Raw genomic sequence first — 12,023 nt, forward strand, 5'->3', positions numbered from 1 at the left:
ACGCTATATGAGTAATTCGCTGAGCGGCGTATCTGGGCGGTAATGATAAGCTATTTGCGCTTGTAGAAGCTCTGCGGTGGCTGTAGCGTCATTAAGCGCATTGTGGTTTTGATATGCTGGTAACGAATAACGAATGCGAGAGTCTGCTAAGCGCACAGAATCAATCTTAGAATTAAACAATCGCCCGAGTAACCCCTGCTTTGCTTTAAGTGCACGCGTTTCCAGATCTAGCGTGTCTATAACGGCAAATTCAAGCCCTTCACCTAAGCGTGCTTGCAAAGCTTGATATAAAAAGTGCCGTTCAATAGGCGCAAAATGAACCACAATAATTTTGCCTTTTAATGCTGCTAACAAAGGCTCCATAATCGTTGAAAAATCAGGTGCATCGCTCACTTCTGAATGAGTTATACCATGAATAACAATCGACTCTTCAGCAAGCTTACGCCTTGGTTGAACAATCCAATGTTGGCTATCTTTACAAAAAATACGCTTGGTATTAAATGGGATTAAACCAACACTGACTATATCGTCATTTTGATAATTTAGACCGGTTGTCTCAAAGTCAAGCGCTACGAAAGGAACATCACTAATTGGTGTGCTTAAATCACAAATAGCTGATTCATAAAACGCTTTAATCAGTGGCTGTTTGCTCTGTGCTAATAACTGTTGATACCGAGTCGGCCAATCAAGTTTTGCGCCTTGTTTTGCCATTACTTCATCCCTGTGTTGGCAGAGTATCTGAATTTAAGGAAGCTCTGCGCTTTATCTAAAATGGCAAACGCTTCTTTAAGGTTTCGCTGCTCAAAAGGAGAAAGTAAATGAGGCTCTAAGTCGTTATCTGGCGCTTCATCAAGCTTTTCTATTTGCCACGCTTGGTGTCTTATTCTGATCATGGCAATGTACTCTAAGGCGTCTCGTAAATCTTGTGCTTTACCTTCAGGGAGTAGTTTAGCTTCGATAATATCTTCTAAACGCTCGAATGAATTTTGTTTACGACTGCCTATCGCTAATGCATGCACGCGTATTACATCAGATAAAGGTGCAGTACCGCGGCGTTTTAAGTTCATAGATCGCTTGTGTTGACCATTATGCTCTAAAACAAAGTCTTTAAAGAAACCTAAAGGCGGCGTTCTGTTACGCGCATTTGCTGCAAGGTTAGCTAAGAAACGTTTATTCTTACGCCCTTCTGTTGCGATAAAGCGTTTGAGCTCATCGGCCCATTTGTTTTTACCGTAAACACCGTCTAAATCAAAAAAGATCGAGCTATGTAATAAAGCCTGCGGCTTAGGTTCGGCCATCCAACCTGCAAATTGTTCTTTCCACTGCTCGCGTGTTAAACGCCACTTTTTAAATGACGCCATAATTTCACCTTCACAGTACTTATAGCCACATTCAGCTAAACCATCACAAACAAAATCAGCCAAATTCTGGAAGTACTCGTCATGTAATTCCTCGTTAAAACTATTATCGAGGATGATGGCGTTATCTTGGTCGGTCACAATTAATTGCTCATCACGAGCCATTGAACCTAAAGCGATAAAGCAATAAGGAACTGGCGGCGGGCCAAACTTTTCTTCAGCTAAATCAAGTAAACGTTGTTTGAAGGTTCGGCCTATAACAGCCATTGCAGTACCAATCATGTGAGAGTTAGCGTCTTCGTTAACCATGCGTACAAACACATTAGGCAGCTGCCTTGCATAGTGAGCTAAATCTTCAACCGATTGCTGAGCTAATATGCCGCGTACTAACAATAAGCTACTTTGCGATTCGTAGCGTAAAATATCCGATAAAGAAATAACGCCAATCGGCTTTTTCTTAACGACTACAGGCAGGTGGTGAATATTATCTCTGAGCATTGCAAGCACGGCTTCAAACACATAGGCATTGCTATCAAGCAATACTAAGTCTTTTTGCATTATTTGCGCGGCTGGCGCTTCGTAACTTAACCCTTCAGCAATAACACTGGTACGTAAGTCACGGTCGGTAATGATGCCAACTACTTGGCCGTCGTCATCATCAGGATCATCACTAATAGGTTTATCTGCATCAGTAACCAGTACAGACGATACCGACTCTTGCGTCATCAATTGCGCAACCATTTGCACAGAGGCATCTTTTGCCACAGTGACAACATCACGGTGAAGAAGCGACTTAACCTTAGCGGTTGTTAAATCATTGCTGTCTGCTTGTTCAACAATTGCTTGGTGAAGGCGCACATTTCCATCGGCTTCAAAGAAATCTGCGAACACTTCGTACTCATCACAAAACTCGTTAAACAACTTAACATTGATGCAATAAACTAAGGTATCTTCAAGCGCCTTTGCCGGAAACCGCACTTTACGGTTCATAAGAAGGCCCATTGAACCAAAGATCCCACCGATAGTTAAACGGTTATATAAATCACCATCACGGCGATACATTTCAACAGCACCACTGCGTATAACATATAAATCAGCGATATCTTCGCCATAATTTAATATTTCAGTGCCTGCGCGAAAATAAGCGATTTCGATTTGTGCAGCGAGTTTATTTACCGCCTCTTCAGGAAGATCATCAAAAGGGGCATGATCAGCAAGAAATTGGGCAATATCGACGTGTTCGGCTTGCATACGCGTACCTAGATTAAACCATTTGATTTAATTGTGAGGGTAATTGGCTATTTTTTCAAAGAAAAAATAGCCAATTAAGTAGGATTAAGCCTTTTCTAACTCTTCAGCCAGAAGTTTCGACTCATCACCTCTTGGTTTAGTAAAGCGAGCTAAACCAAGATAAATAACAGGCGTTAGATATAGGGTAAATAACACCGCCAGTGCTAAACCGCCAAATACTACCCAACCAATCGCGTTACGAGCCTCAGCCCCTGCACCGGTAGATAAAATAAGTGGTAATGCACCCAATAAGGTTGAAACTAGCGTCATCGCGATTGGGCGAAGACGAACCAATGCGGCCTCTTCTACCGCAACTCTAACCGAGCGGCCTTGGTCACGTAATTGGTCAGCAAACTCCACCAGCAAGATGGCGTTTTTAGCAATTAGACCAATCAGCATCACTAAACCAATTTGCGAGTAAATGTTTAATGATGTACCTGTTAAATACAGCGCTAAAATTGCTGATGTAATACCAAACGGTACAGTGATCATAACAACGATTGCACTATTCACACTTTCAAATTGTGCAGCCAATACCAGAAGAACAATTAAAAAGGCCAGAACATAGGTCACTAATACTTCATTGGCAGTTTCTTCAAAGGTTAATGCCTCACCTTTAAACGCCAAGCTGATGCCAGCAGGCAGAGATTGTTCTGAAATATCACGGATTTTTGTAACCAGCTCAGCAATAGTTACGCCCTCTGGCATTTCCATACTCAGTTCAATAGCACGGCGCTGCGCGTGGCGCTCAAGCTCAGCGGCAACACCTTCTTCTGTAATGGTTGCCACACTACTCAGTGGCACTAACTGACCATTGCGGCCACCAACATACAAGTTAGCTAAATCGCTCGGGTTTGTGATGGTTTGGTTTTGTGCTTGCAGCATAATCGGAATTGATTGGTCACCAATGTTTAAATCGGCAATATCATCACCATTGATTGCAGCGCGAAGTGTTACAGAGATATCACTGAGCGATACACCGAGCTCTTCAGCACGACGTCTATCAATATTAACGCGTAATTGTGGCTGTGACGGCTGATATGAAATACGAACAGGTGCTACTTCTGGCACTGCTTTTTCTATTTCAGCAGAGAAGTCTTGCGCGGCTTTAAAAATCTCGAGGTAGTCTTGGCCCAATAAGGCAAGCTCAATACCACCGCCTTGGCCACGCAAGTTCAAACTATTTGAACCACCTGGGTAACCAGCCGCACCAGGAATATTACCTAAAGGTTCACGTATTTTATTAATAATTTCTTGCTGACTAAAATGACGTTCGTCCCAATGTTTTAGCGGCACAGTAATAAATACAATGTTTGGATCCCATTGCCCAACCACAGTGTAAATAGACTCAATATCACCACTTTCAACATACGGCAGTAAGATGTCTTCCATTTGCACCGCTTGCCTGTCCATAAAGTTCAGGCCTACACCATCAGGACCACGGGCAAAAATACGAATTTTACCGCGATCTTCTGTTGGTAATAACTCGTTATCTAAATTGAAATACAGTGCCCCAGAGCCTGCAGCAACCAACAAACATGCAAAGAAGGTAATCCATGCATGCTCAAGTACACCATGTATTGTGCGCTTATAAACAGCGGCTAACACATGACCAACTTTTGCAAATGGATGAAAACCGCCCTGCTTTAATTTCAGTTTTGATGTCAGCGCAGGGACCAAAGACAGCGCTACAAAGCTTGATATGATCACAGCGCCAGCCAATACACCACCAAACTCTCTAAATAGTCGCCCAGCTGTTGATGGTAAAAACGCAATAGGCACAAACACCGCAGCTAATACGGCGGTTGTTGCCACAACAGCAAAGAATACTTCACGTGTACCAACCACTGCAGCTGCACGACGACCAAGACCTAAGCCCCGTTGACGTTGGATGTTTTCACTTACCACAATGGCATCATCTACAATTAGGCCAGTAGTTAACACGAGTGCAAGTAATGTAAGAATATTAATTGAGAAACCAAGCGCCCAAATAAGTGCTAAAGAGCCAATTAATGCCACAGGTATCGCAAATGCAGGAACCAGCGTTGCGCGCCATGAGCCAATAAACACCCACAGTGTGATCACCACTAGTAGCACGGTTAGTAACAGTGAGTTAATAACTTCATCAACTGAGCTTCTGATAAACTGAGCATCGTCAGAGGTTAAAGTAAATTCCATTTCAGGAAAACGTACTCGCATGCGCTCGATTAAAGTTAGCACTTCATCCGAAATTTCAATGGTATTAGATTGCGCCTGACGAATAATTTCCATGCCAATCACAGGTGTACCATTGAGCCTCACGAACGAACGCGGATCAGCTGGGCCAAAGTAAACAGCCGCAACATCGCCAATACGGGTATCGTCACGAACGATGATATCGGCTACTTGTTCTGCAGAGATTGACGTTGCATCAGCACGAACGATCACCTGTTGATCGCTTGATTTTAAACTACCCGCAGGCACATCAAAGGGAGCCTGACGAAGTACGTCGGCAATATCTGGTACGGTAAGGTTAAAGCTGCTTAGCTTAAGTGGGTCAATGCGCACTCTAAGAACCCGTTCGCGGTCGCCATTTAAACGAACATCGGCAACACCAGGAATGGTTAAAAACTGCGGGGCTAAGTCAACATCAACACGCTCTGTCAACGCCTCAAGGGATAAGCTATCACTTGATACCGTTAACGATACTACCGCTTCGGCATCGTTATCGGCTTTAATAATTGATACCCGTTCAACTTCTTCGGGTAATTCTCGCTGCACACGGGCCACCGATTCTCGTGTTTCGTTTGCAGCATCATCTAAATTAACACCAGGGCGAAACTCAACCACAATACGAGCATTGTTTTCTTCACTTTGCGCACGAATCGACTTTACACCACTTACCCTCGCAACTGCCCCTTCGAGCTTGCTAGTTACTTCGGTATCTACAGTCTCCGGTGAACCACCAGGGAAAGACGCTGATACTGTAATACGCGGTCTATCAACATCAGGAAGCTCACGTACTTCAACCCCTGCTATTGCAGCGATACCTGCAATAATAATGAGTAAGTTAAGTACCACAATTAAAACAGGGCGACGTATTGCCATTGATTGTAAGTCTTCCATCATAGGTTGCTGTTTCATCATTACTCCTTGGCTAGCTGCACTTCATTGATGAAATTAAGCTCTTGATTAGGTCTTAGGCGCTGATCTCCTTCTGTCACCAATAAGTCACCTTCGTTTAAGCCACCAGAGACTAGTAAACGCCCTGCTAAACGCTGCTCAATTTTTACATCAACACGAGTTGCTTTTTTATCGACACTCTTCCATACGTAAGGACCTGCTGCCCCCCACATCATCGCAGCTTCAGGTACTACGGCAAGCTCTTCACCTAGAATATTTATGTGTACACGAAAGCTCATACCCGGCATAAATTGCTGGGCATTATTATCAAGTTTGGCTTTTGTTCTAAGAGTGCGGGTTTGCGCATTGATACGCGAATCAAGCTCTGCCACCTGAGCAATGTAAGCTTTATCGCCTAACCAAGGCACCACTTCGACCGAAGATTTTTGTTTAAGCACTGAGATAGCGGCCTCTGGGGCATTAAAATTGATATAAAGCTCAGAAATATCATCGATAGTCGCAATGGCTGTTTGGGTTGTGATCCTGTCGCCTACTTCGACGTCAGTTAAACCCATAACACCACTAAAAGGAGCACGAACTTCGCGGTCTTCACGCTCTGTTTTCGCTTGCATTAACTGGACTTTTGCAAGCTCATAAAGTGTTTTCGCATCATCTAAATCACTTTGCGGCACCGCACCACGAGCGTGGCTTTCTTCAAGCCTTTTCATGGTGCGCTCAGCATCTTTTAAAGTAATTTCGGCTTCGATCAACGCTGCTTTTTGTCTACGTGAATCAAGCTCTAATAGTAAGTCACCTTTGGCAACGTTATCGCCTGGTTTAAAGTAAACAGCGGTGACTCTGTCCCCAACGGCTGGGTAAAGAGTGACTGAGTGAATCGCTTCAGCATTACCCACTGCTTTTATCTGATGTTTAGACTTTTCAACAGACACTGATTCTACAACTACATTAGCCGCCTCTGCGACGGAAACACAACTAATACAGGCAATTAAAGTCCATGTATGTAATTTGCCAATTGTCAAAATTTCACCTAAATAAGAATCGTTTTAATTGTTACGAAGTGTAACAGCTTTGTGATCAATAAAAAGCTGACTTCGTTTAATAAACAATTAGCCAAGCTGAATTAAACGCATACATCGCCTGTGTTTTCTAATTAGAAACGACAATGTGATGAATCGACCTCTTTTAAGTGTGCTTCGCTTGCTATGGTTACCTCTACACAATCAGATTGATCAGTTATTTGTTCCTTTTGAATTAGTGTAAAACTACCTTCTTGCTCTGATCTTAATGAATACTCAAAAGCTTCATTACTACCTTCTGATATAGCAGTTACTAGGCCGCCAACAAGTGCCCCTGCAACTGCCCCTGCAATCATCTCTTCGTGGTTGCCATCTAACTGATCAACAAAACCAATTGTAGAGCCTGCTGCTATACCCGTTTTAACGTTGGATGATAACTTAACCGGCTGAACCGATGTCACTTTTGCATAAAAGCGTTTAATCATCACATTTTGGTCGGCTCTATCTACCCCTTGTGTCGCGCAGCCACCTAAAAATAGTAAACCTAGCAGTAATTTATTCATTCTATTCTCATCCCATCAGTATAAAAGCTTAAGTTAGATACTATTCCTAACATCAGTTAGAGACTGTTTAAGATGTGTAAAAAACTGTATGTAGCAAAAACGGACAGACATAAAAAAACCCCAGACTATGCTGGGGTTTCTATCAATTTATAAAGCTAACAATTACTGTTGGCGCTGCGCTTCTTTTTGCGCTTTTTTAGCTTCTTTACGCTTACGAAGAACTTCTTGCGCTTCGTTACCGATGTGACCTTCACCACGCGCTTGTGCTAACTCGATTTGCTTTTGACGCTCAGCAAAACGTGCGCGTTGCTCTTCTGTTAGGCTGTCATGACAGTGATGACACGATACACCTTCCATGTATTCAGGCTTTTGCTTTTCTTCTTCAGTGATAGGCATACGACATGCGTGACATTGGTCGTAAGAACCTTTTTGTAAGTCATGATTTACCGCAACACGGTTATCAAATACAAAACACTCACCTTCCCACATGGTTTCTTCTTTTGGTACTTCTTCTAAGTACTTAAGAATACCGCCTTCAAGGTGGAATACTTCGTCAAAGCCTTGCTCTTTCATGTACGCAGTTGATTTTTCACAGCGAATACCACCGGTACAGAACATAGCAACTTTTTTGTGCTTTTCTGGGTCTAGGTTTTCTTTCGCCCATGCAGGGAATTCACGGAATGTTTTAGTTTTTGGATCAACCGCATTTTGGAAAGTACCGATCTCGATTTCGTAATCGTTACGCGTATCGATAAGAATCACTTCAGGGTCTGAAATTAATGCATTCCATTCAGCTGGTTTTACATAAGTACCCACTACTTCACGTGGGTCGATACCTTCAACACCCATAGTTACGATTTCTTTTTTCAGTTTTACCTTAGTACGGTAGAACGGGCATTCGTCATCGTATGACTCTTTAGTCACAATGTTGTCTAGGTTTGGTTGTGAATCTAACCATGCAAGTAGGTTATCGATACCTTCACGTTTAGCAGAAACAGTACCGTTGATACCTTCAGCCGCAAGTAACAAAGTACCGCGTACTTCATTGTCTTCCATTACTTTAAGTAGTGGTTGGCGGATCGCTTCAAAATCAGGAAGGGCTACAAATTTGTAAAGTGCGCAAACAACAAAGTGCTCGCTAGTTACATTGTCTTTATGAACAGCAGTCATGGTTTTACCTTTTGCTTTAAATGCCCATGTGGGCGTTAACCGAATCGCAAATCCGGCGCATTGAGGGCGCGTATTTTACGCGAATTAGTGATAATTGCAAAAACTGATGCGAAATAGCTGTGTTTTTACTGTCTCCAAGTGAGGCAAGTGCGTTATAATGAACAGGATTTACAAATTTTGCTCATCGGAGATTACGCATTGCATTTTACTGAACTTGGGATTGATACACGCCTCGAAAAACAACTTGCGCATCAAGGCATCACCCAGCCCACTGACATTCAAGCTCACGCGGTACCAACAGCTATCGCAGGCCATGATATTTTTGCACAGTCAAAAACAGGATCGGGCAAAACGCTGGCGTTTTTATTACCTGCTGTACAGCGTGTAATGAAACAAAAAGCACTCAGTAAACGCGACCCTCGCGTTTTAATCGTTGCGCCTACCCGTGAATTAGCAACCCAAGTGTACAGCCAATTAAGGCTATTAATCGCCGGTACAAACATTAGTGCTGTAAAAGTACTGGGTGGTGAAAACTTTAATGACCAAATTAAAGCACTGCGTAAAGACCCTCATTTTGTAGTGGGCACACCGGGTCGTTTAGCTGACCATTTGAGTCAACGCTCATTACAGCTTTCAGGCTTAGAGCTGTTAATTTTTGATGAAGCTGACCGTATCTTAGATTTAGGCTTTACCGATCAAGTTAAAATGATCAACGAGCTTGCTGATCACCGTTTACGCCAAACGTTATTGTTTTCTGCAACTCTTGACCATGCACAAGTTGATGCCCTGTCACGTAACCTTTTACGTTCGCCAAAACAAATTCTGTTAAGTGCTTCTAACGAGCAACATAGTGACATTACCCAGCAGCTTTATTTAGCTGATCATTTAGATCACAAAGAAGCCCTACTTGAGCACTTTGTAAAACAAGACAATGTCGGACAATGCATTATTTTCACCGCAACACGTGCCGACACTCAGCGTTTAAGCCAATTGTTAAACGATAAAGGATTAAAAGCGCAAGCGCTTGCGGGTGACTTAACACAGGCCAAACGCCTTGAAATCATGGATGCCTTCAGCCGTGAAAACTTTAAAATCTTAATCACCACCGATGTTGCATCACGTGGTCTTGATTTATTAAGCGTGACCCACGTAATTAACTTTGACCTACCAAAACATGCTGAAGAGTATGTGCACCGTATTGGTCGTACTGGTCGCGCAGGCTTTAAAGGTACGGCTATTTCGTTAGTAGGCCCTAAAGATTGGCCTAGCTACAAAGCAATTAAAGCATTTTTAAATGATGAATTAAGCTTTTTCACCGTTGACGGCCTTGTTGGTAAATTTAAAGGTCTGCGTGAGAAAAAACCAAACACAGTTTGGAAAAAAGCAGAGAAAAAAGTGGCTGCAAAACCTGCAAAACCAAAACGCAAAGCAGCCCCTAAAAAACCAAAAGCCCCTATTCAAGCACCAATTGATGTAGATGGTTTTGCTCCAATGCGCCGTAAGAAAAAGCCAGAACAGGAATAACAATGAGTATTTTAGGAACCACACAAACCCTTTTCGTTAACGAAATGTCTAACGAAGGTGCTTATTTAGATGGCCGTGATTTAGGCGAAGTATTCTTACCAAGCAAAGAAATTGATTACGATCTAGAAGCTGGCGACAGCGTGCAAGTATTCATTTACTTAGATCACGCAGGTCACCCAACCGGCACTACTAAAAAACCTTTAGCTGAAGTGGGCGAATATGCCCTACTACGTGTTAAAGCAATTAATAGCACTGGTGCGTTTTTAGATTGGGGTCTCGAAAAAGACGTACTTGCGCCATACAACGAACAAAAGCCAAAAATGAAAGACGGCTTTTCTTACCTTGTACGCTTATACCTAGATAACGCCAGCCAACGTATTTGTGCATCGAGCAACTTTAATAAGTTTTTATCGAAAGAAGAACCAACTTACTCTGTAATGGAAGAAGTTGACTTAATCGTTGCCGGTAAAACAGACTTAGGCTACAAAGTACTCGTAAACGAAGCCCACATTGGCGTTGTTTATTACAACACGGTATTTAAAAAACTATTTGTTGGCCAGCGTTTAAAAGGCTTTATTCAAAAAGTACGTGAAGACGGTAAAATCGATGTATTACTTGAAAAGCCAGGTATGGGTAAAGTAAACGACTTAGGCGAAAAAATCTTAGCTAAATTAAAAGCCGAAGGCGGCGTACTTCACCTAGGTGATAAGTCAGACCCTGAAGCAATTAAAAAGACTTTCTCAACCAGTAAAGCAAACTACAAAAAAGCCATTGGCGGTTTGTTTAAGCAAGGTTTAATCGAGATTGAAGCAACGTCGATTAGATTGAAATAAGTTGCTAGTTGCTAGTTGCTAGTTGCTAGTTGCTAGTTGCTAGTTGCTAGTTGCTAGTTGCTAGTTGCTAGTTGCTAGTTGCTAGTTGCTAGTTGCTAGTTAGCAAGATATTGGAAGTGTTTGAAAGAGTAAAGCGAAAGCTTTACTCTTTTTTAGTTTCAATAACTATATAATTCACATTTTGAGTTAATTAAATTTATCAAAAAAACCTAAATTAATCTGAACATACGAGATTTTATACTCGATGTTAAATGCATTCTAGTGATGTTGTTGGCCATATAGGCTGATCGTTATCGCTATACAATACACCAAAATTAATGTTTGTGAGTTTATTAAAATGAAATTGAAGTTCTAGCCATTCTTTTTCAAACGTTACAGATATAAACGAGCCATAATCATCAACAGAAGGTTCAGAGCCTAGTTCAGTCTTAATAATTGATATAACTTCGGCCATTGGCTTACCTATAAGTTGATAACCAAACAAAGCTGCACTTTTATTGTAAACTTCGATCCAGCCAAGACGATTATCATTGTCAATTTCAAAAGTCAGCTCTATTAAAAGCTGGTTAAACTGCAATCGCTTATTTTCTGAATCGGTGATAAATATTTTATCAGGTACACCTAACGCAGAAACAGCTTGCGTCTCTGTAAGACCAAATTGAATTGTGTCGATTCCATGCCCTAGTATGATTTCCATTAATTCAATCCTTTTAAGCGAAAACAGGTTTTTATATGCAATTAGATATTCGGCTCAACATATCTAAGCCTTGGTTTTGGTTCAAAATAAACCAAGAAGTTATTATCGTCGTTCGCTAAATAGACTCTTAAAACCAACTCACCGCCCCACGCTTGAAAGGCAATTCTTGTAATTTCTTCTTTATAAATATGAAATACTAACTCCGTTCCGTAAAATAACTTTACACTCACTGAGTTATTCATAAATGGTGAATGAGTAAATATTAATTTTTCGTTGTTCTCATAGGTCTTAATGAATGAGAATAGCCCTTCATCATGATCATATTCGCAAGAATAACCAAATCCTTTTTCAAAAAACTCTACTTCATCAGGAAACTCGTATGTCAATTTTACACCTTGCTACAACTGTAAATAATGTACAGTAAAGAGTTTTTGATTACGGGTAATTCT

At 41.7% G+C, this 12,023-nt stretch carries 10 protein-coding genes; 2 read left to right on the forward strand and 8 right to left on the reverse strand.

Features of this window, described 5'->3' with window-relative positions; genetic code table 11:
• Positions 1–3 precede the first annotated feature (3 nt).
• From PASHI_RS02235 to trhO, 6 genes are all read right to left on the reverse strand, one after another.
• A complete protein-coding gene (locus PASHI_RS02235) occupies positions 4–711 on the reverse strand; it encodes a 3'-5' exonuclease (protein WP_062564444.1) in 708 nt (235 codons plus the stop codon).
• The gene (locus tag PASHI_RS02240) at positions 711–2,609 is read right to left on the reverse strand and encodes a DUF294 nucleotidyltransferase-like domain-containing protein (RefSeq protein ID WP_062564445.1); all 1,899 of its coding nucleotides are present in this window, start codon (positions 2,607–2,609) and stop codon (positions 711–713) included. The genes PASHI_RS02235 and PASHI_RS02240 overlap by 1 nt, the downstream gene beginning before the upstream one ends.
• A gap of 84 nt (positions 2,610–2,693) precedes the next feature.
• A complete protein-coding gene (locus tag PASHI_RS02245) occupies positions 2,694–5,771 on the reverse strand; it encodes an efflux RND transporter permease subunit (protein WP_082710854.1) in 3,078 nt (1,025 codons plus the stop codon).
• A 2-nt stretch (positions 5,772–5,773) separates the two neighbouring features.
• Positions 5,774–6,790: an efflux RND transporter periplasmic adaptor subunit gene (locus PASHI_RS02250; RefSeq protein WP_082710855.1), complete on the reverse strand. Its 1,017-nt coding sequence runs from the start codon at positions 6,788–6,790 to the stop codon at positions 5,774–5,776.
• A gap of 131 nt (positions 6,791–6,921) precedes the next feature.
• A complete protein-coding gene (locus PASHI_RS02255) occupies positions 6,922–7,350 on the reverse strand; it encodes a hypothetical protein (RefSeq protein ID WP_062564447.1) in 429 nt (142 codons plus the stop codon).
• A gap of 162 nt (positions 7,351–7,512) precedes the next feature.
• A complete protein-coding gene (gene trhO, locus PASHI_RS02260; RefSeq protein WP_062564448.1) occupies positions 7,513–8,520 on the reverse strand; it encodes an oxygen-dependent tRNA uridine(34) hydroxylase TrhO in 1,008 nt (335 codons plus the stop codon).
• Positions 8,521–8,718: 198 nt separating this feature from the next.
• Between trhO and PASHI_RS02265 the strand changes: the two genes are divergently transcribed.
• Positions 8,719–10,044 (forward strand): DEAD/DEAH box helicase, encoded by a 1,326-nt coding sequence (locus PASHI_RS02265; RefSeq protein ID WP_062564584.1) that lies wholly within the window; start codon positions 8,719–8,721, stop codon positions 10,042–10,044.
• A 2-nt stretch (positions 10,045–10,046) separates the two neighbouring features.
• Positions 10,047–10,877, forward strand: a complete 831-nt coding sequence (locus PASHI_RS02270) for a CvfB family protein (RefSeq protein WP_062564449.1) — start codon at positions 10,047–10,049, stop codon at positions 10,875–10,877.
• A gap of 247 nt (positions 10,878–11,124) precedes the next feature.
• Here PASHI_RS02270 and PASHI_RS02275 read toward each other — a convergent pair whose 3' ends face one another.
• Both PASHI_RS02275 and PASHI_RS02280 read right to left on the reverse strand, forming a co-directional pair.
• Positions 11,125–11,574 (reverse strand): hypothetical protein, encoded by a 450-nt coding sequence (locus tag PASHI_RS02275; RefSeq protein ID WP_062564450.1) that lies wholly within the window; start codon positions 11,572–11,574, stop codon positions 11,125–11,127.
• 41 nt (positions 11,575–11,615) lie between these two features.
• Positions 11,616–11,960 (reverse strand): hypothetical protein, encoded by a 345-nt coding sequence (locus tag PASHI_RS02280; protein ID WP_062564451.1) that lies wholly within the window; start codon positions 11,958–11,960, stop codon positions 11,616–11,618.
• Positions 11,961–12,023 lie beyond the last annotated feature (63 nt).

This window comes from Pseudoalteromonas shioyasakiensis (genome assembly GCF_001550135.1).
GTDB lineage: Bacteria > Pseudomonadota > Gammaproteobacteria > Enterobacterales > Alteromonadaceae > Pseudoalteromonas > Pseudoalteromonas shioyasakiensis.

Excerpts from the sequence above, each read along its gene's own strand:
- PASHI_RS02235 (WP_062564444.1), bottom strand. The coding sequence starts at position 711 with ATGGCAAAACAAGGCGCAAAACTTGATTGGCCGACTCGGTATCAACAG.
- PASHI_RS02240 (WP_062564445.1), bottom strand. The coding sequence starts at position 2,609 with ATGCAAGCCGAACACGTCGATATTGCCCAATTTCTTGCTGATCATGCC.
- PASHI_RS02245 (WP_082710854.1), bottom strand. The coding sequence starts at position 5,771 with ATGAAACAGCAACCTATGATGGAAGACTTACAATCAATGGCAATACGT.
- PASHI_RS02255 (WP_062564447.1), bottom strand. The coding sequence starts at position 7,350 with ATGAATAAATTACTGCTAGGTTTACTATTTTTAGGTGGCTGCGCGACA.
- trhO (WP_062564448.1), bottom strand. The coding sequence starts at position 8,520 with ATGACTGCTGTTCATAAAGACAATGTAACTAGCGAGCACTTTGTTGTT.
- PASHI_RS02270 (WP_062564449.1), top strand. The coding sequence starts at position 10,047 with ATGAGTATTTTAGGAACCACACAAACCCTTTTCGTTAACGAAATGTCT.
- PASHI_RS02275 (WP_062564450.1), bottom strand. The coding sequence starts at position 11,574 with ATGGAAATCATACTAGGGCATGGAATCGACACAATTCAATTTGGTCTT.